At 58.9% G+C, this 22,323-nt stretch carries 9 protein-coding genes; 7 read left to right on the top strand and 2 right to left on the bottom strand.

What is annotated here, in order from left to right; translation table 11 throughout:
* Positions 1-7: 7 nt before the first annotated feature.
* Positions 8-811, bottom strand: coding sequence for a response regulator transcription factor (locus IQ241_RS08560; RefSeq protein ID WP_193906008.1), 804 nt, complete (start codon positions 809-811; stop codon positions 8-10).
* 34 nt (positions 812-845) lie between these two features.
* On the bottom strand, positions 846-2,837 hold the full coding sequence (locus tag IQ241_RS08555; protein WP_193906006.1) for a sensor histidine kinase: 1,992 nt from the start codon (positions 2,835-2,837) through the stop codon (positions 846-848).
* Between the two features lie 780 nt (positions 2,838-3,617).
* Between IQ241_RS08555 and IQ241_RS08550 the strand changes: the two genes are divergently transcribed.
* The 7 genes from IQ241_RS08550 (at position 3,618) to IQ241_RS08520 (ending at position 22,314) form a co-directional block, all read left to right on the top strand.
* Positions 3,618-7,523, top strand: a complete 3,906-nt coding sequence (locus IQ241_RS08550; protein ID WP_193906004.1) for a type I polyketide synthase — start codon at positions 3,618-3,620, stop codon at positions 7,521-7,523.
* Positions 7,524-7,542: 19 nt separating this feature from the next.
* Positions 7,543-8,205 carry a hypothetical protein gene (locus IQ241_RS08545; protein ID WP_228021506.1) on the top strand — a complete coding sequence of 221 codons (663 nt, stop codon included), beginning with the start codon at positions 7,543-7,545 and terminating at the stop codon, positions 8,203-8,205.
* Positions 8,206-8,247: 42 nt separating this feature from the next.
* Positions 8,248-10,014, top strand: coding sequence for an SDR family NAD(P)-dependent oxidoreductase (locus IQ241_RS08540; protein ID WP_193906000.1), 1,767 nt, complete (start codon positions 8,248-8,250; stop codon positions 10,012-10,014).
* 38 nt (positions 10,015-10,052) lie between these two features.
* Positions 10,053-14,996: a PfaB family protein gene (locus IQ241_RS08535; RefSeq protein ID WP_322743603.1), complete on the top strand. Its 4,944-nt coding sequence runs from the start codon at positions 10,053-10,055 to the stop codon at positions 14,994-14,996.
* A gap of 8 nt (positions 14,997-15,004) precedes the next feature.
* Positions 15,005-16,570 carry a PfaD family polyunsaturated fatty acid/polyketide biosynthesis protein gene (locus tag IQ241_RS08530; protein WP_193905998.1) on the top strand — a complete coding sequence of 522 codons (1,566 nt, stop codon included), beginning with the start codon at positions 15,005-15,007 and terminating at the stop codon, positions 16,568-16,570.
* Between the two features lie 53 nt (positions 16,571-16,623).
* Complete coding sequence (locus IQ241_RS08525) at positions 16,624-16,893, top strand: acyl carrier protein (RefSeq protein WP_193905996.1); 270 nt, start codon at positions 16,624-16,626, stop codon at positions 16,891-16,893.
* 318 nt (positions 16,894-17,211) lie between these two features.
* Positions 17,212-22,314: a type I polyketide synthase gene (locus IQ241_RS08520; protein ID WP_193905995.1), complete on the top strand. Its 5,103-nt coding sequence runs from the start codon at positions 17,212-17,214 to the stop codon at positions 22,312-22,314.
* The last annotated feature ends 9 nt before the right edge of the window (positions 22,315-22,323 follow it).

The following is a 22,323-nucleotide window of genomic DNA, read 5'->3' as shown; positions in this document are numbered from 1 at the left end:
TGATAACTCAGCGCTGCGGATCCGTGTTCTGCTGTCGCCAGGTTTTGGGTGACACCTGATGGTACTGCTTAAACTGGCGGGTAAAATAGCCCGGATCGCTGTAGCCAATCTGCAATGCGACTTCTTTCACCGACAGCCGATCTTCTAGCAGCAGCTTTCTGGCTTCCACCATCCGCCGCTCTAGAATCCAACAGTAGACGCTGCGCTGGGTTTTACGCTTGACTAGATGGGTCATATAGGCCGGGGAATAGTTGGTCGCCTGGGCCACATCGTCCAGCGTGATCGGCTGGCAGAAGTGGGCTTCGATGTAGGTAAAGATTTTTTCTAACTTGGGCAGCGCTGGAAAAAACGACGCGGGCTCTGGTGACGGCTGGCTTTCGTTTAGGGCTGGCGGACTCGGCTGGCGGATCTGACATTCGGCTGAGCACCACTGCTGTAAGGACTTTTGCTTGTCCAGTCGGGTAGAGACCGCCTTCAGAATCTCGTCAAAGGAGCAGGGTTTAGTCAGGTAGTCGTCGGCCCCTAGCTCCATACCGTAGCGGACTTCTTCTCGCGAGCATCTGGCGGTCAAGAAAATGAAGGGCGTGACCGCCGTTGCCGGGTCCGAGCGCAGGTGCGAGAGAACCCCATAGCCGTCGAGCTGCGGCATCAGCACATCGCAGATCACCAGATCGGGCTGCTCGCTTTTGATCAGCTGTACCCCTTCTAAGCCGTTCAGTGCGGCAAAAGTACAGTAGCCTTCACTGCGCAGACATTTCGCAAAGAGGCTGGCAGTGCGGACTGAATCTTCGATCAGTAAAATCTTTGACATGGGATGTTAGGAGATCTCAAATGAAATCTCGGCCTTAATTACAGTCGGTCTGAACCTGAGCAGTGCTTTCATTCTTGGTGGAAAACTGTGGCAGCATCACCCTAAACAGGGTGCCAGCGCCGATCTCGCTAGTCACTTCGATCGATCCCCCATAGAAATTAACCAGCATTTTTACAATCGTCAGCCCGAGTCCCAGGCCGGGAATGTGTTGAACGTTACTGCCTCGATTGAAGGGTGAAAAGATACGGGCCTGATCGGTGGCCGAGATCCCCATGCCATGGTCTTGAACCTGGAAGGTGAGGGCTGTTTGCTCGCAGTGCAGGCAGAGCTGAATGGTTTCACTGGCGGGAGAGTATTTGACGGCGTTAGAGAGCAGATTCGTCAAGACCAGCCGCAGCAGGCGCTGATTGATCAGGACGGTAGCGCAGTCGCCCTGCCGGATGAAGGAAAACCGATGCTCTCCATCACGGCGCTCTAGCTCGTCTAGAATTTCGGCACAGAACTGCTCTACGTTTAAAGGCTGGGTTTGGGAATAGGTGTGGAATGACTCCTCCCGGCTGATGGAGAGCACTTCGTCGAGCAGCTCGCTGAGCCGCTGGACATCGCTCCGGACGCCCTCGATGCAGTCGATTTTGTCTGCCTCGGTCCAGTGGCTGTGGTAGCGCATCAGGGCACTGGTCGCGATCGCAATATCGTTTAGCGGTGAGCGAAATTCGTGAGAAATCACATGCAAAAACTGAGCCCTGAGGTCGCTGAGGTGACATTCGCGCTCTAGCGCCTGCTGGAGAATCGCTTCTGCCTGCTTCTGCTGGGTAATATCAGTGGCCGTGCCAATCACCGCCAGATCTCCAGCGAACTCAATCACGCCAAAGGCGCAGTCGAGCCAGCAGTCCTGACCAGCCTTGGTCAGGACCTTAATTTCCTGCCGGTGAGTTACCTCAGACTGATAGTCCAACCCAGCGTAGTTGACCTCACCCTGCTCGTGAATCAGCGCTTCAATGTCGGGTCTGGCCAGCAGCTCTTCGCGGCAATAGCCGGTGATCGCTTCCGCTGCCGGGTTCACATAGCAGAGCTGATTGCCCTGCTTAATAAAGACAATTACGTTAGTGGTTTCGGCAAAGGTACGAAACTTCGCCTCACTTTGCTGGAGGGCCAGCTCTGCCCGGCGGCTGCGGGTGACGTCGCGAAAGCTCCAGACATGGCCAATCGTCATCCCGCCTAGCTTTTGGGGCTGCCGCCAATATTCCAAAATGCGCCCGTTAGCCAGATTGAGGAAGGCGCGATCTCGCTCTAAATCGGCCTCGAAACGATCGACCTCAAGCTCACAGCGGCAGCCCGGCAGCAGCTGCTGGTCGATAAAGACTTGGAGTTCGGCTCGGGTTTTGAGATGCTCCGACGAGGGACAGCCGCACCATAGCCGAACAAAAGCCCGATTAAAATTAATCACCTGCCCCTGCAAACTGAGGCTGACGATCCCCAGGTCGATTGCCTCCAGCATGGTTTTCTGCCATAGCTCTGTTCGACTTGAGCTGAGCCGGTTCAAGGCTGAACCAGTATGTCCTAAGCCCTGGCCCGGTGGAATAGCGACGCTGGCCGGTGCGCATTCGGCCAGCCGTCCCAAGGGGAGCGATCTCGCCTGGAGCAGCAGACAGCCATATTTCGCATTCATGGCGGTTAAGGTCACCCGCAGGCTGAGCGGGGGCTGGGCCGCAAACGTGACGCACCAGCCCCTGGGGCGGCCCTGCTGGGCGCTGCTCCAGCAGGTTTGCCACAGGCTGGCCGACAGATCCCAGCCGGGAACGCTGATTAAGTTGGCAGAAAGCAGATGTCGTCGGGTGGTAAACAGCCGACAGGCAGCGGGATTAGCATGTACCAGCTGCGCCTCACGGCTGACCCAGATAGCGGGCTCAGCTAGCCGATCGAAGAGGGGTCGCAGCGCCCACAGCGATACTGCTGACTGCTGCACCTCCGCTAGGTCATTAGAGAGATGACCTTCAGATTGGTGACCTGGATACCCTAAGGACATAGACGATCTCCATCGCTTCGAAAATAACGGACAAAGCAGAGAGTCTCTAAACTGGGCTGAAAAAGGGAAAGCTGTTTAAACGACTTTCCTAAAAGTCATGCCACCAGGGTGGTGTGACGCTCCTAAGGGATATATCAGTCGAAATGAATCAAATTCTGCCGAACGGACAATAGTATCGGGCAAAGCGGAGCTAAAACGCAATGTAAAGGAAATCTGTGCCGCTATTCTGGCCGCATAGAATTAAAAACGCCTTGAGGCTGCCGCTGGAGCTGTCAGTTTTGGCGGAACAGAATGTCGGACAAGTCATATAAGCTGAGAACGCTCCTAAAGTAGGTTTACGGTCAGACCATCCAGCATTGTGACATCGGATACGGGCAGGAACTACAGCCGACGTTTGATTTTCCAGGATTCATTTAATCTCACCTACAAAGCTTTTGAAAGCATTTCTCTATACTTTTTATATTTTATTTATATTTCTTGTTTCCACTCCTTTGCAGGTCACCCACTGAGCAATCCTGTTGATTGATGATCTCAAGGTTCGATGTCGCGTAGCTTACATCGGTATCCTGGGCCTGGGCTAAATAAAATCCTAGTTTTGTCTAAAGATTCACTATTGTTGTCATAGAGTACTGCCCCTAGACTGATGGTGTTCGGCGAGACCGGCCTGGCGTCAGATCGCTAGGTGACGATAGAACAATCGGCTTAGCCCTTTGTTCTCAAACAGCGATAGAGCGCGTCGAAGACTCAGCCCGAGCAGTTTTTATAACAGGTCGAAGTCCTATGACAGATCAAGGGCGCACCCAGTGGTACTGCCAGCTCCAGCGCATTCCGATTGCAATTATTGGAATGTCCGCTCTGTTTCCTAAAGCGCGCGATCTTCAGGAATACTGGTGCAATATCATCAATAAAGAAGACTGCATTACCGATGTTCCGGAATCTTGCTGGAACGTCGCGGACTACTACGATGCCGATCCCAAAGCGCCGGATAAAACCTACTCCCGGCGTGGCGGCTTTCTGCCCAAAATTGACTTTGACCCGCTGGAATTTGGGCTGCCGCCAGACAGCCTGGAAGCGATCGATTCGGCCCAGCTGCTGTCGCTAATCGTCGCCCGAGATGCGTTGGAGGACGCGGGCTACGGCAAGTCTCGAGACTTTAAACGGGAAACCACCGGCGTCGTCCTGGGGGCCAGCGGCCTGTGGAAGATGATCACGCCGCTGACCAGTCGGCTTCAGTATCCGATTTGGGAGAAAGTGCTTAAAAGCAGCGGACTGTGCGAGCGCGATCGCGAAAAAATTATCGAAAAGCTTAGGCTGGCCTACGTGCCCTGGCAGGAGAACTCCTTTCCCGGCATGTTAACCAACGTAGTCGCCGGGCGCATCACCAATCGCTTTGACCTGGGCGGCACCAACTGCACCGTCGATGCCGCCTGCGCCAGCTCGCTGAGCGCCTTCAAGATGGCGGTGGGTGAGCTAATCGAGCGTCGCTGCGACCTGATGATTACGGGCGGGGTAGATACGGACAACTCTGTCCTCAACTATATGTGCTTTAGCAAAACCCCGGCCTTTTCCAAAAAAGACTACCTCAGCCCCTTCGACGCGGATTCGGACGGCATGATGGTGGGGGAAGGAATCGGCATGATGGTGCTGAAGCGGCTGGACGATGCAGAGCGGGATGGCGATCGCATCTATGCCGTGGTCAAAGGCGTGGGCACCTCCAGCGATGGCCGCTATAAGAGCATCTATGCGCCCCGGCCAGAAGGGCAGATGCTAGCGCTGAAGCGGGCCTACGAGGATGCGGGTTTTTCCCCCGCCTCGGTCGGCCTGATGGAAGCCCACGGCACGGGCACCCCGCGTGGCGACGAATGTGAGTTTGGGGCGCTCAAGTCGGTCTTTGGCGAAGACAATCCTAAAAAAGAATATATCGCCCTGGGCAGCGTCAAGTCTCAAATTGGCCATACCAAAGCCGCTGCGGGCGCAGCCAGCCTGATTAAGACGGCGCTGGCGCTGCATCACAAGATTCTGCCGCCAACGATCAACATCTCTCAGCCCAATCCTAAATTTGAAATGGCGGACTCACCGTTCTATCTGAACACAGAGGTCAAGCCCTGGATTCAGGAAGGGACAGCGCTGCGGCGGGCGGGCGTCAGCTCCTTTGGATTTGGCGGCACTAACTATCACGTGGTTTTAGAAGAGTATGACCAGGAGCACAGATGCGCCTACCGCTTACATTCTGTACCGCAGGCCGTTTTGCTGTGGGACCAAACCCCCGAGGCGCTGGCTGAACAATGTCAGACCGTTCTAGCCGAGCTGAAGTCGCCAACGGCTGAGAGTACCTACCGAAATTTAGTGATTGCCTACAAAGCAGCCGAGGTTCCACTGGATGCAGCACGACTCGGCATGGTGGTGAACTCACAAGACGAACTTAAAACACTGTTGGAAATCAGCGTTAAGCTGCTGGCTAATGAGAATCAGCCAGACAGCTGGGAGCATCCGCGCGGGCTGTACTACCGCCGGCAGGGCATGACGCTGAGCGGTAGAGTCGTCGCGCTGTTCCCCGGGCAGGGGTCGCAGTACCTAAATATGGGGCGCAAGCTGGCGATTGACTTTCCGCCCGTGCATCAGGCCTACAAGCAGATGGACGATCTGTTTGTACAGGAGGGGCAGCCGCCGCTTTCTCAAGTCGTATTTCCGCGCCCGGCTTTTGAGAGCAGTCTGGAAGTGGCCGAGACCGAATCGCTGAAGTCCACCCGCAACGCCCAGCCCGCGATAGGCGCCTTTAGCTTTGGGCTTTACAAAATCCTCCAGCAGGCCGGGTTAGAGCCGAGCTTTACCGCCGGGCATAGCTTTGGCGAAATCACGGCGCTCTGGGCCGCCCAGGTGCTGAGCGATGAGGACTACCTGACGCTAATCAAAGCGCGCGGTGAAGCGATGGACTGCCCGCCGCAATCTGCCCATCCCAGTGAGCTAGGGACCATGCTGTCGGTGCAGGGAGAGGTGAGCGAGATAGAACAAATCATTCAAAACCTGTCCCACGTCAGCATTGCCAACTACAACGGACCCAATCAGGTCGTCCTCTCCGGCAGCCGGCCCGAGCTCGCCGCGGTTCAACAGATCTTTAGCAATCGCGGCTATGAGGTCACGCCGCTGCCGGTATCAGCGGCGTTCCACTCCCCCTTTATCCGCCACGCCAGCGAACCCTTTGCTGAAGCCCTGGACGCGATCGCGTTTCACCCTCCGACCATCCCGGTCTACGCCAACACCACGGGAGAGCTGTATCCCGCTGAGCCCGAGGCGATTAGAACCCTGCTGAAGGCCCATCTGCTTAAGCCCGTCCACTTCCAGCAAGAGATCGAGAATATCTATGCCGCGGGCGGCGACTGCTTTATTGAGATTGGCCCCCGGCGGATTTTGACTGGCTTAGTGGAGAGCATTCTGGGCAATCGGCCCCATTTTGCGATCGCGCTCAACCCCAGCCGCCAAAAAGACAGCGACCTGCAGCTGCGGCAGGCGGTTGTGCAGCTCCAGGTGGCGGGACTGCCGCTCAGGAATATTGACTTCTATCAGCTCGACCCGCCGCTGCCCAAATCAACGGCCAAGTCGCGCTTGCAGATTGGCCTGGACGGCAATAACTACGTCAGCGATAAAACCAAGCAGGCGTTCGCCGAGGCGCTGCTGGACGGACATCAGGTGAGGTTGGCTGAGCCACCCGCCAGTCCGTCTGCCAGTCAGCCCGCTGCTGCCGCGATCGCTGAGGCTGCTCCTGCCAGCAGGGTAGAAAACTCGGACGCTGAATCTCTATCTGTTCAAACTACGCCCATTTCTCTGCCCGAACCCATCCCTCAATCTCTCGATATCTGTCCTTTCGACTCTGAAACCATGCCAAACTCCACCCCCCAATCCGCACCCGATAACCTGCCTAAAAACACCCTAGAAAACCTGCTGACTCAGTTTTGTCGCCATCAGACTGAAATTCTACGGGTCCATGAACAATACCTGAGGGATCAGACCGGCTGTTCTCAAGCGTTTTTGCAGATTGTGCAGCAGCTTCAGGGTGGTAGCCTGCCCGCGGCGGCCCGTCCAGCATCAGTTACGCCACGGGCTGAGCAGCTAGAGGCTGCGCCCAGTTCAATCACTGCTCCTGAAATATCAGCGCCTGAGATACCAGCGCCTAAAGCGTCAGTAGCTGAGCCGCCCATGGTCAGAACTGCCGAACCGATTGAACCCATTCAGTTCTCTCCTCCTTCTGTGCCAACAGCGCCGCCTGTGCCAGTCGCACACCTTGCTGCGCCGCCGGTAGAGTCCATAGCGCCGCCGATTGCTCCTTCACCAGTCCCACCTGCACCGGTAGAACCGCCGAATTCATCGGCCGTGGAAGAATCGACTGCGATGCGAGATGAGGCGATCTCAACTCTGCTAACTGCCGTCAGTGAAAAAACCGGCTATCCAGCAGAAATGCTGGAGCTAGATATGGATTTAGAGGCCGACCTGGGCATCGACTCGATTAAGCGAGTCGAGATTATGGGCAAAGTTCAGGATGTCCTGACTGACCTGCCCCGACTGAATACAGAAGCGCTGGGTGAGCTGCGGACGCTGCAACAGATTGCGGACTATCTGGTGGAGCAGCTTAAAAAAAAAATCAGCCAGCCCTGGCCTGTTAACCCAGCTCTCATCCCATCTTGCACTTAAGCGCTACCTGGTGAAGCCCATGCTGCTCTCTGCGCCTGACTATCTAGAATTTCAGCTGCCCGATCGAGGAGCCTGCCTGGTTACTGACGAGGGTTCTCCCCTGACGGCGCAGGTGGTGCAGCGGCTAAGCGATCAGGGCTGGCCGGTTGTTATCCTCAAGTTTCCGCCATCGCTGGTGAGAAAATCGACAGTTTCGGCAGAAATTCGGTCAGTCCACCTGAAAACTGTAGAAGAAGGACAGATGCAGATGCAGCTGAGCGCGATCGCGCAGGCATACGGAGCTATCCATACCTTCATTCACCTGCACCCACTGGAGCCGGTTTCAGATAGAGGATTGATCAAAACGGTCTTTTTCTTGGCCAAACAGCTCCAACCCTTTTTGGTTCAGGCCGAGCGTCGAGAGCGCCGCAGCTTTATTACCGTAGCCCGTCTGGACGGGGAGTTAGGACTGGGAGACCGACCCTACCCAGCAACCAGCGGCGGCCTGTTTGGACTAACCAAAACCCTCCGGCTGGAATGGCCCACCGTCTTCTGTCGCGCCATTGACATTAGCCCCGAGCTTTCTGCGGTCGAGGCGGCCAACGCCCTAATTGCAGAAATCCACGACCCAAATCTGTTCATTCGCGAAGTTGGCTATGGGCGCTTGGGGCGGGTAACGCTGACGTCTGCTGACGCTGTCTGATTTGTTGAAGCTCTTATTTAAGCCTGTTATCGGAACTCGATTATGACTACATCGACAAAGATTCACTCTAATTCTGTCATTCTAGTTAGCGGCGGCGCGCGGGGAGTGACCGCCCAGTGCGTGATTGAGCTGGCGCGGCAGTATCGCTGTCGGTTTGTGCTGCTGGGCCGGTCCGCAATGGCAGAACCGGAGCCTGCCTGGGCCGAGGGCTGTTGCGAGGAAGCCGAGCTGAAGCGACAGATTATGCAGGCGCTGCTGGCCCAGGGTGAGAAGCCCAAGCCAGCTGCGGTGGAGCAGCGCTATCGACAGATTGTCGGGCAGCGAGAGATTATCGCAACGCTGTCGGCGATTCAGCAGGTGGGAGGTCAGGCCGAATATATGAGCGCTGATATTACCGACGAGGCAGCCTTACAGCAGGCAGTCACGGGCGCGATCGCGGGCCCCATCACCGGACTGATTCACGGCGCGGGTGCCCTAGCTGACAAGCGGATTGAGCACAAGACCGACTCAGACTTTGAGCGAGTCTACAACACCAAAGTTACCGGTCTCAATAACCTACTCAGCTGCGTAGACCCTAGCCAGCTCGACTTCCTAGTGCTGTTCTCTTCCTTTGTTGGCTTCTACGGCAATGCCGGACAGGCCGACTATGCCCTGGCTAACGAGATTTTGAACAAGACAGCCCACCGTTTGCAGCGGCGCTATCCCAGCTGTCACGTCGTCGCCGTGGGCTGGGGTCCCTGGGATGGTGGCATGGTCACGGCTGAGCTGAAGCGGCACTTTGCCCAGCTGGAGATGGCGCTGATTCCCCCCGCCTATGGCGCTCAGCTGCTGGCGGCTGAGCTGGCCGAGAGCAGTCCCGCCGCCACTCAGCTCACCGTGATGAGCCGCCCGATCGAGCTTCCCGCTGGCGGCCCGTACGGCCAGGGGCATCGGCATCGGGTTCGCCGCCAGCTCACCCTAGCCACGAATCCTTTTGTCCGCGAACATGTCATCGGCAGCCAGCCGGTGCTGCCTGCCATGTGCGGGCTGAGCTGGATTGCCAACGGGGGAGAACAGCTTTATCCCGGCTATCGGTTTACTGGGGCACGAGACTTCAAGGTGCTGAAGGGGATTGTGTTCGACCGCACTCTGGCTCCGGCCTACACATTAGAGCTGACGGAAAGACAGGCCGACGAAACCACCGTCACCCTGGAAGCTGGCGTCTGGAGCGAAGGGACCAGAGGATTACAGCGGTATCACTATCGAACCGAGCTAATGCTGACACGAACTCCGTCAGCGCTGGAGACAGGCGCGCGATCGCACCCCCCAGCTCCGCCCACCGCCCTGTACCAAGACGGTACCCTCTTCCACCAGCCGGGCTTCCAGAGCCTGAGAACTCTGCTGGAAATTAGCGAAAAATCTCTCGTCGTTCAGTGTCACCTGCCCACGCTCAGCCGCCTGCAGCAGGGACAGTTCCCCGTGCGCACGTTCAACCCCTACACAGCGGACGCCTTCTACCAGTGCCTGCTGGCCTGGGTGAGAAAACAGCGGGATCTCGGCAGCCTGCCTTCTCAGTTTGGTCATATGCAGCAGCTCCAGCCGCTGTCATTTGACCAGACCTTTACGATTTCCCTAGAAATTTTGGCTGAGGACGAAAGTACGGTTACCGCCCATGGGACCGCCCATCGGGCCGATGGGACGCTATGTATGCAGGTCGAGGCAATGCAGGTGGTGAAGAGTGCCCGGCTGAAGTCTCTCTTTTTGGAAAATGTCTGTTCCGAAAGTGTACCAGAGACAGATTCAGAGAGAGCGGTTGCGCTCGCTAGCTAAGACCGTCGGAATTTAGCAGAAAGTCAAGGAGGGATTGGGTGAGTATTAAACTGGCCATAGTGGGAATGGACGCGATCGCGGGCAGCTGTATCGGGCTCGACGCGATAGTCAACAGCAGCTATGAGGGTAAACCGCACTTTACTCAGCCTGCCGCAGGGGTGCCGGGCACCTATCTCAGCAGCCTTGAAGTCGATGCCTTTGAGCTCAAAATTCCGCCGAAGGATTTCAGCCGGTTTACGCCAGCGGAGCTGCTGCTGCTGACGGTGCTGCATCGAGCCGTTGGCCAGGGGAAGGACGGCCTGACGCGACTGGGCGTGATTCAACCCGCAGGTGCAAACAGCGCCGCCGCCGAAACGATTGATAAAGCCCGAGTGGGCCATCGCCGCCGAGGCGGCACGATCGCGGTCCAAACCCAGCCGCAGACCGCTTCCCCGACTGCGACCAAGCTCGCTCAGCTCTGGCGCTGCCAAACCACAACCCTGACCCTGGAGCCCAACGCCGACTTTGTCCTCAGTGCCATCGACCGAGCCCAGCTGATGCTGACGGCGGGAGAAGTTGACGCGGTCGCGATCGCGGTCTCCCATCAGGCCAGCCTGATTCCCCCCGCTGTCGGTAAAACCGCCTTCAGCTATGAGGCCCAGGCCCAGGAGAACTATCCCGGCGAGGGCGCAGCGGCAATTGTTCTGAAGTCTTACGAGAAAGCGATTCAGGCGGGCGACCGGATTTACGCCGTGATCGAGGCGACCTCCCACTGTCAGCCGGCATTCGTCACCGCCGAGGCCGTTGCCGCTCGGGTTCGACAGGGGCTTCAGCAGGTTGGGGTCGCGCCTGCCGCCGTCGGCTACCTGGAGCTGGTGGCCAGCGGCAATGCCAGCATTGACGAAATCGAGCTGAAGGGACTCACCCAGGTCTATCGGGGCGATCCCGGTTCTGAGCTGTGCTGTGCGGTCGGCAGTATCAAGGCGAATCTCGGCGAAACCGGTGCTGTTGCAGACCTGCTGGGAATGATTCACGCCGCTCTGTGCCTGTACCATCGCTACCTGCCGCCGGTGCCGAATTGGCAGGCTCCCCGTCATCCCGCGCTCTGGCAGGCCAGTCCGTTCTATGTGCCAACCGAGGCCCGGCCTTGGCTTTCAGCGGGGCCGCAGCTCCAGCGGCGGGCGGCGGTCAACAGTCGCCACGGGCATCTGCTACTGGCAGAGGCCCACCATCCGCAGCAGCCGGGCGATCAGACGAGGCCCGTCTGTTTGTTTGCGATCGCGGCTGCCGACCAGCCTACGCTCCTATCCCAGCTCGACCAGCTAGAACAGCGCCTGAGCGAAACCGACAGCCTCGGTGCTTTAGCCAGAGAAACCAGTCTGGCCGCTTCCCCTGAAGTCCCCTACGCCCTGGCCCTGGTCGGCGCGCAAAAAGAGAAGCTGCTGAAGGAAATTGAGCGGGCGCGTATCGGTATTCAGCGGGCCTTTAGCCAAGGCAAGGACTGGAAGAGTCCAGCCGGAAGCTACTTCACCGCCCGGCCCCAGGGCCAGCAGGGCAGCGTCGCCTTCGTCTACCCCGGTGCCTTTAACACCTACCTGGACATGGGCCGCACCCTGTTCCATCGCTTTCCTCAGCTATTTGAGCGGGTAGATCGACTGATTTCGAACCCGCTGGCTTTCTTCCAGGTTCAGCAGCTCTATCCCAAGAGCCAGCACAAACTCTCGAAGCGTGAGCTAGAGGCCCGAGAAGCACAGCTCGGGGAGCTGCCACTGGCGCTGCTAGAAACCGGGACAGGGTTCTCGGTATTGTTCACCGAAATTATTCAAAAGATTTTTCAGGTGCAGCCCCAGGCCGCATTTGGCTACAGCATGGGCGAGAGCACCATGATGTATGCCCTCGACGTCTGGTCAAACGCTGACTACGGCAGCGAGTTTGTTCATCAGTCGCGCCTGTTCCAGTCACAGCTGGGCGGTGCCCAGGAGGTGATTCAGGCGCATTGGCCGGATACTGGCAAGCTGCGCTGGAGTAGCTATGTGCTGCTGACTTCCCCGGAGCAGGTGCGAGCCTGCCTAGCGCAGGAGCCGCGAGTCTATCTCACCCACATCAATACGCCCCAGGAAGTGGTGATTGGGGGCGATGCTGAAGGGTGCGATCGCGTTATCGCCGCCCTCCAGTGCGAGTCGTTTCGCTCACCGGCCAATCTGGTGCTGCACTGCGAAGCGATGGCCTCGGCCTATCCCGAGCTGTTTGCCCTGAACCATTTGCAGCCGCTCAACCCGTCGCCCATCCGGTTTTATACTTCTGCCACCTATCAGCCCCTGCCGCTCGATCAGGACGCCGTTGCCCACCAGCTGGCCACGGGCATCTGTCAGCCGCTCGACTTTCCGCAGCTGGTAAACCAGGTCTACGCCGACGGGGCGCGGGTCTTTATCGAGCTGGGGGCGGGCGGCACCTGCGCCCGCTGGATTAGTCAGAACCTGGCACAGCGGGACCATGCGGTGATGGGAATCAATCGACGGGGGACGGATGACTATACCGCGATCGTGAAGGCCCTGGCGCAGCTGGTGAGTCATCGGGTTTCGCTAGATCTGTCGCCGCTGTATGGGGCTGCTGCTGGGTCGCGACCCAGCCTACCTCAGCGGGTGGGGCTGCGTTCGGGGATTACGCCGACTGAGAAATCCGAACCGTCTGTTAAAACAGAGATTCTGAATGCGGCGGAGGTGCTGGAACTGACGCAGGATAGGGTTTCGCGGCTGTTTGGGCCAGACTATGAGCGTGTGGATGGCTATCTGCGGCGAGTGCGGCTGCCCAGTCCGCCCTTTCACTTTGTCAGTCGGGTGACGGCGCTCTCGGGCGATCGCGGCGATTACACAACCGGCGTGATTGAGACCGAGTACGACATTCCCCCAGATGCCTGGTACAGCGTCGATGGTCAGATTCCGATCGGCATCTGCGCCGAGGCGGGGCATGGTTTGCTGCTGCTGCTGAGCTACCTGGGCAGCGATTTTGAGAGCCGCGGTCAGCGCTCTTTTCGGCTGTTGGATTTGAACAGTGAGTTTAAGGCGGTGCAGCCCAAAGCGCTGAAAACGCTGCGCTATCGGGTGAAGATTACGGCTCATGTACAGACCACTCGGAGCCTGCTGGTCTTTTTTGAAGGCGAATGCTGGGCGGGCGATAGGCTCTGGATGCAGCTGTCCGGGGGCTGTGCCGGACTGTTCTCAGATGAGGAGCTGGCCAAGGGGCAGGGAATTGTCGCGAAGCCGGTCACAATATCCGACAAAAAGCCGTTTATACCGCTGCTTTCCAGTCCTAAAACCCAGCTGGACACGCCCGATCTGGTGCAGCTGAGCCGGGGTAACCTGAGCGTTTTGGGGCCTGACTATCAGGCGGATAATCCCTCTCTGCGACTGCCGCCCCCGGCGCTGATGATGGTGGACCAGGTGACGCAGATTGAGCCCACCGGCGGCGGCGCTGGGTTAGGCCAGATTCTGGGAAGCAAAACCGTCACGCCCGAAGACTGGTATTTCCAATGCCATTTCAAAAACGACCCGACGATGCCGGGCAGCCTGATGGTCGAGGGCGGCTCTCAGCTGCTGCAAGTCTATCTGCTCTGGCTGGGTCTGCATAGGCGAGTCCAGAAGGCTCGATTCCAGCCACTGCCGGGCTGCAAAATGGCCTTTCAGTTTCGCGGCCAGGTGACCCCGGCGACAGGGACGCTGCGCTATCAGCTGGACGTGACTGAGATTGGGCTGGAGCCGAGGCCCTACGCGATCGCGAATATCCAGGTCATCTGGAGCGAAAAAATCATTGCCACCATCGACCATCTGGGGCTACAGCTGGATGGAACCGCCGCCGCCGAAGCCCCTACCAAAGAACTAGCGTTTGACGATGAGTCCCTACGAACTCTGGCGATGGGCCGGGTCGCCGACTGTTTAGGTCCCGATTTTGCCGTCTTTGACCAGCGCCGCTGCGCCCGCATTCCTAACCGAGACTTTCAGCTGGTCAGCCGGGTGTTACAGGTGCCTACGGAACGGCGGCTGGTACCGGGGGCAAAAATTGTCACCGAGTACGATGTGCCCGTCGATGCTTGGTTTTACCGAGAGAACAGCTATCCCCACCTGCCCTACTGCGCCCACATTGAGATTGCCGGACAGCCCTGCATCTTTCTCGGCCTCTACCTGGGCACGCCGCTTCAGTCGCTGTCAGAAGATCTCTACTTCCGCAACATTGACGGCCAGGCCACCGTACTCAAAGAGATTGACCTGCGGGGTAAAACCATCACCGATGAGGTCGAGCTAACTTCGGTAAACGTGCTGGCGGGGACAATTCTACAATCGTTTTCCTATCAGCTGTCCTGCGAAGGCGAGCCCTTCTATCGCGGCACGATGGTCTTCGGCTACTTTAGCGACCAGGTGCTGGCCCATCAGTCGGGGCTGGACGGCGGCAAGCTAAAGCCCACCTGGTTAGAGTCAGCACCGGCAGGAAAGTCTTTAAACCTGCGCAATCAAACCGTTCGCAAGCGATTCTATCAGCCCCAGGTCAATCGGCCCCACGCTCGGCTGGCCAGCGGCTATTTTGACCTGCTCGACCGAGCCGCGGTGGTTGCCGCTGGTGGACAGCATCAGCAGGGCTATGTTTACGCAGAGAAAACAATCTCTCCCAGCAGCTGGTATTTTCCTTTCCACTTCTATCAGGATCCGGTGATGCCAGGGGCACTGGGCGTCGAAACCATTCTGCAAGCCATGCAGCTCTACGCCCTTCACCAGGGGCTCGACCAGGGCTTTACCTCACCCCGATTTGCCCAAGCGCTCAACCATCCCATCATCTGGAAGTATCGCGGCCAGATCACCCCTGACAACCAAAAGCTGTATTTGGAAGTCCACATTTCCGAGATTCGTCGAGAGGCCGAACGCATCACGATAATTGGCGATGCCAGCCTGTGGAAAGAAACCATGCGCATTTACGCCATCCAGGCTATTGCACTCTGCATTCAGGAGGCTTAGTTCAGACCATGCCCATTCTCTCTCCGCCCGAATCGTCCGTAATCGCGGTTGATCCAGATGGTATCCAAACAAAACTTCGCCATCTGGCCGCGCCCTGCTACGTGCTGCAAGCGGGCAGTCAGATCGGCTTTACCCATCAGCTCGCCAGCGGTGAGACGCCGCTTTGCTTTGCCCTGGCCCTGCCGCCAGAGCAGCTGGGCGACGCCGCCTTTCGGGCTGCCCACGGGGTGCGCTACGCCTACATGGCGGGGGCGATGGCCAACGGCATTTCTTCTGAAGACATGGTGATTGCCCTGGGGAAAGCCGGGATCTTATCCAGCTTTGGGGCGGCGGGGCTGGTGCCGGGGAGGATAGAGGATGCGATCGCGCAAATCCAACAGGCTCTCCCTGATGGCCCCTATGCCTTTAACCTGATTCACAGCCCCAGCGAACCGGCCCTGGAGCGCGGCGCGGTCGATCTTTATCTAAAGCACGGCGTCACGACGATCGAAGCCTCGGCCTTTCTCTCTCTGACGCCGGATTTAGTTCGCTATCGAGTCGCGGGGCTATCCCTAAACGCCGCCGGCCAGCTCCAGAGTCGGCACAAGGTCATTGCTAAACTCTCGCGGCTGGAGGTGGCCCAGCAGTTCTTACAGCCCGCCCCCGCTAAGTTCCTAACCCCTTTGGTTGAGCAGGGGGCGATTACCGCGCAGCAGGCAGCGCTGGCCGCCCAAATGCCGATGGCGGACGACATCACGATTGAAGCCGACTCCGGCGGCCATACCGACAATCGCGCCCTGGTCTGCCTGTTTCCCGCCGTGTTGGCCCTGAGAGACCAGATTCAGCAGCAGTATCGCTACCCCACCCCGGTGAGAGTCGGCGCGGCGGGCGGGATTGGCACCCCTGATGCGGCCCTGGCCGCCTTTGCGATGGGGGCGAGCTACGTGGTCACCGGCTCGGTTAACCAGGCCTGCGTGGAAGCGGGCACCTCTGCCCACACTAAAGAGCTGCTCGCCAAGGCGCAGATGGCCGATGTCACCATGGCGCCCTCCGCCGACATGTTTGAGATGGGGGTGAAGGTGCAGCTGCTGAAGCGGGGGACGCTGTTTCCGATGCGATCGCAGAAGCTCTACGAACTCTACCAGCGCTACGACAGCATCGATGAGATTGAGCCTATTGAGCGCGAAAAGCTGGAGCAGCAGGTGTTTGGCCAGCCGCTGGAGACCATCTGGCAGGAAACTGTCGCCTATTTCAACCAGCGCGACCCGGAGCAGATTGCCCGGGCTCAGGACCATCCCAAGCGCAAAATGGCGCTGATTTTTCGTTGGTATCTGGGGCTGTCATCACGCTGGTCGATTCTCGGCGAGCCCCGTCGCGAGATGGACTACCAGATCTGGTGCGGCCCCGCCATGGGCGCGTTTAACCACTGGGTGAAAGACACCTACCTAGCCGACCCCACCGCCCGGCGAGTTGCAGAGATAGCCCATCACCTGATCACCGGGGCGGCCTACCGCTATCGGCTCCAGCATCTCCAGCTCCAGGGGCTACAGCTCCCGGCTCACTACTCTCGCTATCGGCCAGAGCCGCTGTTCTAACCTGGGCAGCTCTGTTTGCTGTTGTTCCTCTTGTTATTTAGAACCACACTCCTATGAATCCCACTAAAACCACTCAATCCCACTCCGCCGAAGCCATTCAAGACTGGCTGATCGCCCAAATGGCCCAGCGTCTCGACTACGACGCCGACGAGATCGACATCCACGAACCCTTTGACAACTACGACCTAGACTCCGCCCAGGCGATGGGCATGTTGGGTCAGTTAGAAACCTGGCTGGGTTACGAGTTCAACCCGGTTTTAATCTTTAACTATCCCACCATTGCCGAACTAGCCGAGCGTCTGGCCGAAGAAACTCAGGCTTAAAAGTTTGTCATTTCGCGTGATTCTCTAAATCTGCGAAATAACCTAAGTAGGTCGGCACAATTAAGCCCAAGGATGTCATTCCGTTCGCGAAGCGGCTCCAGAGGAGCAACGAAGCCGAGGAATCTCTTGATATGTAAAGGCTCCCGTGAAATGCTATAGCCCAAGGGGCATGGCTGCGCTAGCGCAATGCTCAGCATGACATAGTCCTACAAATGATTAGGATGATCTACTTATCTACTTTTGCCTAAAACTCACTCCCTTACCCCAACACCCCATCACTCCCATACTCCCCTTACCCACCCTTGTGCAAAATCTCCCATGGAACCCATTGCAATCACTGGTATCGGCTGTCGCTTCCCGCAAGCGCCTAATCCTCAGGAATTTTGGCAGCTACTCTGTAATGGCGTCGATGCCATCACTAAAGTTCCCGCCGACCGCTGGGAAATCTCTCAGCTGTATCACCCCGATGCGGATGTTCCAGGTAAAATGTCTTCTCGCTACGGCGGCTTTCTGGACCAGGTCGATCGCTTTGACCCGCACCTGTTTGGCATCTCTCCTCGGGAAGCAGTCTCAATGGATCCCCAGCAGCGGCTGCTGATGGAAGTGGCCTGGGAGGCACTGGAAGATGGCGGGCAGGTGAGAGAAACTCTGGCTGGGTCAAAGACAGGTGTCTTCATCGGCATTTCGACTAATGACTACAGCCGAGTGGAGTCAGACTATGCGACCCAGCCCCAGGGCTATGACCTCACCGGCAATGCCTTAAACATTGTCGCCGGACGGCTCTCCTACTCGTTCAACCTGCGCGGGCCGAGCATGGTCGTGGATACGGCCTGTTCGTCTTCTTTGGTCGCTGTTCACCTGGCCTGCCAAAGCCTCTGGAATCAGGAAGCGACCATGGCCCTAGCCGGGGGGGTCAACATTATTCTCTCGCCGATTGGCACCCTGGGACTGACCAAGCTCAAGGCGCTCTCCCCCGACGGTCGCTGCAAGGCATTCGACGCTAGCGCTAACGGCTATGTGCGTAGCGAAGGGGCAGGCTGCGTCGTGCTCAAGCCGCTCTCCCAGGCCCTGGCCGACGGCGACCCGGTCTATGCCACCATTCGCGGCAGTGCGATCAACCACGACGGTCGCAGTAAGGGGTTGACGGTGCCCTACGGTCCCTCCCAGTCGGCGGTAGTCCGAGACGCTTTGACTAAGGCGAAGGTCTGTCCGGGAGAGGTCAGCTACATTGAGGCCCACGGCACGGGGACGGGGCTAGGCGACCCGATTGAGGTGATGGCGCTGGCGGAAGTGCTAAAGGAGCAGCGGCGCACCGATTCGGTCTGCGCCCTAGGCGCGGTGAAGAGCAACATCGGTCATTTAGAAGCCGCGGCCGGCATCGCCAGCCTGATTAAGGTAGTGCTGTCGCTGAAGCACGGCCAGATTCCCCCTAGCCTCCATTTTCAACAGGCGAATCCCCATATCCCCTTTGAGCAGCTGCCGCTGCGGGTACAGACTGCGCTCACTCTCTGGCCTAAAACCTCGGGCCTGGCCAAGGCCGGAGTTAGCGCCTTTGGGTTCGCGGGCACCAACGCTCACGTGGTGCTAGAGCAGGCCCCGGCTGAGATTCCCTGCTCTTCGCCCTCAAAAGAAGCTTACTTACTGCCGCTGTCCGCCCATACGCCAGAGGCGCTCCAGGCTTTAGTGCAATCCTATGGGAACTGGCTGAAGAAGAATCCCGACGTCTCTCTGAAAGATCTCTGCTATACGGCTAGCGCCCGGCGTACCCATCACAAGTACCGGCTAGCCCTTGTCGCGCATTCACTAGAGGATTTACAACAGCGGCTCAGCCGGTTAGACGAGGTGCCAGATTCACCGATTAAACGGCGCAGTCCCAAGGTCGCCTTTGTGTTCACGGGCGACGGAGCTCAGTGGCTGGGCATGGGACAAACCCTTTTGCAAAGCGAACCCGTTTTTCGCGGCATGATTCAGGACTGCGACGCGCTGATTCGCGACTATGCCGACTGGTCTTTGCTAGCAGAGCTGACCGCCGATCGGGAACAGTCTCGTTTGCCAGAAGCCGCGATCGCGCAGCCTACCATCTTTGCCATCCAGGTCGCGCTGGCCCACCTTTGGCGGCATTGGGGAATTGAGCCCAAGGCCGTGGTCGGTCACGGTTTGGGAGAAATTGCTGCGGCCTATGTGGCGGGCAGACTGCGGCTGCGCGATGCGGTGCGGCTGGTATGCGATCGCGCCCAGTCGCCCGACGCCTTTATTACCACCATCGAACGGCGTTACGAACTCTACCCAGCTAAGCTGCCTCTGTTTTCAACTGCTGCTGCTGATTGGATTACCGAGACTGATATTACAGCCGCTCACTGGGGCCAGACGCTCACCGCACCGAACGATCTTGCCTCAACGCTAGCGGCCCTCACCGAAGCGGGCTATGCCACCCTGCTCGAAATTAGTCCGACGCCCCAGCTTTCTGACGCGACGGACTCCCTGCGGCCAGACCAGCCTGAGCGAGCGACTTTACTGGCCGCTCTTGGTCGGCTCTATACGCAAGGTCAGCCGATCCACTGGGCAGGACTGTTCTCACCGGGCTGCCGGGTGCTGCCGCTGCCGCTGTTTCCCTGGCAGCGAGATCGCTACTGGGTCGAGAAAACAGCCAAGGCGAAAGTTGTAACCAATCCAGGACATCCTCTCATCGGTCAGCCGGTGCCGCTGGCGATTGAGGACACCGTCTTTACCGCGCAGCTCAGCCTGGCGCAGCAGCCCTGGCTCGGTGGCCATCGGGTCAGCGGGCTTGCCGTTCTACCGGGAGCGGCTTTTCTAGAAATGGCGCTAGCGGCAGCGGCCCAGACCCCGGGGCGCTGCCTGAAAGCTGTCTCGATTCAAGCGGCGATGGTGCTGCCCGAGTCGGACAGGCGGCAGGTGCAAATGATTGTTTCCCCGACCGGTGAGTTTCGGATTGTCAGCGCTGATGCTTCGTCAGAATCCCAGACAGACTGGGTGCAGCACGCGGCTGGAACCCTGGCCCCAGCTGCCGCAGTAACGCCAGCCCTGACCTTGGCAGCGGCCCAGGCTGGCTGTACGGAGTCGGTGGATTGCCAAGCCTACTATCAGCAGCTGCGATCGCGCGGTCTGGAGTACGGCGACAGCTTCCAGGGACTCCAGCAGCTCTGGCGACAGGGGAATCAGGCCCTGGCCCGGGTACAGCTACCCGAAGTCGTCCCAGCCAATACGGCAGACGCCTATCAGCTCCATCCGGTGCTGATGGATGCCGGTTTTCAGCTGCTGTTCGCGACGCTGCCCGATGACGGTGAGGAGACCTACCTGCCGGTCGGCGTGGGCCAGCTCCAGCTGCTTCAGCCGGTGCGATCGCCGATTTGGATTCACGGCAAAATTCATTCCGCCGAAGCCGGGCAGCCGATTCGCCGGGCCGACCTGCATATATTCGACCAGGCCGGACAGTGCCTGGCCCGCTTGCAAGATCTCCAGGTCAGACGCATTCAGCGGGATGCGCTACGGCAGCTGGCCCGCCCGGCCTGGCAGGACTGGCTCTACCGCGTGGCCTGGCGGCCCCAGCCGGTCGCCAGCCGCGAAGCAGCGGCCAGTCATGGCACCGGACAATGGCTTTTGCTCGCCGATCGAGGCGGTGTCGCCGCCGGTCTGGCCCGCCAGCTGGTTCAGCAGGGCAATACCTGCACTCAGGTCAGCGTCGGGGAGACTTTGCAGCTGACGGGCTCAGCTTGGCAGATCAATCCCCAGCGTTCTGAGGACTGGCAGCAGCTGTGTGAAGCGGTGATTTGCCAAGGAGAGCCCCTGCGCGGCGTCGTTCATTTCTGGGGCGCAGACATCCCCCAGGAAGGCAGCTCAGACGCCCTGCAAACCGCCCAGACAGTTGGTGTAAAGACCGGCCTGATGCTGACTCAGGGCCTGGCAGAATCCCTCGGCGCGGTAGGCGGTAAGCTCTGGTTTGTGACCCGGGGCACCCAGGCCGTCGAGACATCTGTCGCCCAGGTGGGTGCGGCTCCGCTCTGGGGACTGGGACGGGCGATTGCCCTGGAGCAGCCGGAAATTTGGGGCGGCCTAATTGACCTGGCCGCAGACCCTCAACCCCAAGAAGCCGAGCAGCTGCTGTCGGATTTGCAAGCGCCGATGGGAGACGCGATCGCATTCCGTCAGCAGCGCCAGGTCGCGCGCCTAACCCGCACTACCCTCCAGCAGTCCCCACCGCTGGCCCTGAAGGCCAACGCCACCTATCTGATTACGGGCGGGCTGGGCAGTCTGGGCCAGCAGCTGACCCAGCACCTAATCGACCAGGGAGCCAAGCATCTGGTGCTGGTCAGCCGCCGCGATCCCAAAACTGCTGTCCTCCCCGACTACCCCAACCCTACAGTGCGCGTCCTGCAGGGCGACGTCACCCGCATGGGCGACCTGGCTCGGGTGCTGACCGAAATTCAGGCCACGCTGCCGCCCCTGCGGGGCATCTTCCACGCTGCCGGACTGCTTGATGACGGTCTGCTGATTCAGCAAACCCCCATCCGGTTCGATCGGGTCATGGCTCCCAAAGTCGCCGGGGCCTGGAATCTGCACCAGCTCACCCAGGATCTCTCCCTGGATCACTTTATGTTGTTCTCCTCGGTGGCGGCGATGCTGGGCTCCCCCGGCCAGGCCAACTACGCGGCGGCCAACAGCTTTCTAGACAGCCTAGCCCACTACCGCCAAGGGCGCGGGCTGCCCGGCCTCAGCGTCAACTGGGGCAGCTGGGCCGACGGTGGTATGGCCGACCGGCTGGGCGAACGCGAACAGCAGCGGCTGATGGCTCTGGGGCTGGACGCGATCGCGCCCGAATCTGGCTTCCAGGCCCTAGATCAGCTGCTCCAGCAGCCCGCCGCCCAGGTAGGCGTGGTGCCGGTGCGGTGGGAACAGTTTGTGACCCAGGCTCCAGCCCTGCCGCCGCTGCTGTCAGAGTTGGTGACTGCTGAAGAAACCGATACTAGCTCGGCCGCAGAAATTGTCACTCAGCTAGCAGCACTGCCCGCAGATGAACGCGCTGCCGGACTGTTTGAATACCTCCAGGATCAGCTTAGAACCCTACTGAGGCTAAGTCCGACCTATTCCTTTGACCTGCATCAGGGTTTCTTTGACCTGGGGATGGATTCGCTTACTTCGGTGGAGCTGCGCAACACTCTGCAAAAGTCTTTAGGGCAGCCGCTAGCCTCCACCCTGGTGTTTGACTATCCCACCCTGGATGCGCTGGGCGGCCACCTAGTGCAAACGCTGTTCCCGGCTGAGGAGGAACCTGCTGCCAGCCCACCGACGGTTTCAGCACCAATCCCCCAGCCCATCGGGGTGTCGAGTGAATCTGTCGAAACGCTTTCTGAAAAAGAGGCTGAATCTCTTCTTTTGAGCGCGCTAGAAGCCATCCGCTATTAATCTTTTTGT

The sequence above is a fragment of the Vasconcelosia minhoensis LEGE 07310 genome (genome assembly GCF_015207255.1).
GTDB classification, from domain to species: domain Bacteria; phylum Cyanobacteriota; class Cyanobacteriia; order Phormidesmidales; family Phormidesmidaceae; genus Vasconcelosia; species Vasconcelosia minhoensis.
The sequence above is the reverse complement of the archived record's forward strand: the minus strand, read 5'-3'. Positions and strand labels throughout refer to the sequence as shown.

Coding starts and splice junctions, on each gene's coding strand:
- IQ241_RS08560 (WP_193906008.1), bottom strand. CDS start 811: ATGTCAAAGATTTTACTGATCGAAGATTCAGTCCGCACTGCCAGCCTC.
- IQ241_RS08555 (WP_193906006.1), bottom strand. CDS start 2,837: ATGTCCTTAGGGTATCCAGGTCACCAATCTGAAGGTCATCTCTCTAAT.
- IQ241_RS08550 (WP_193906004.1), top strand. CDS start 3,618: ATGACAGATCAAGGGCGCACCCAGTGGTACTGCCAGCTCCAGCGCATT.
- IQ241_RS08540 (WP_193906000.1), top strand. CDS start 8,248: ATGACTACATCGACAAAGATTCACTCTAATTCTGTCATTCTAGTTAGC.
- IQ241_RS08545 (WP_228021506.1), top strand. CDS start 7,543: ATGCTGCTCTCTGCGCCTGACTATCTAGAATTTCAGCTGCCCGATCGA.
- IQ241_RS08530 (WP_193905998.1), top strand. CDS start 15,005: ATGCCCATTCTCTCTCCGCCCGAATCGTCCGTAATCGCGGTTGATCCA.
- IQ241_RS08525 (WP_193905996.1), top strand. CDS start 16,624: ATGAATCCCACTAAAACCACTCAATCCCACTCCGCCGAAGCCATTCAA.
- IQ241_RS08520 (WP_193905995.1), top strand. CDS start 17,212: ATGGAACCCATTGCAATCACTGGTATCGGCTGTCGCTTCCCGCAAGCG.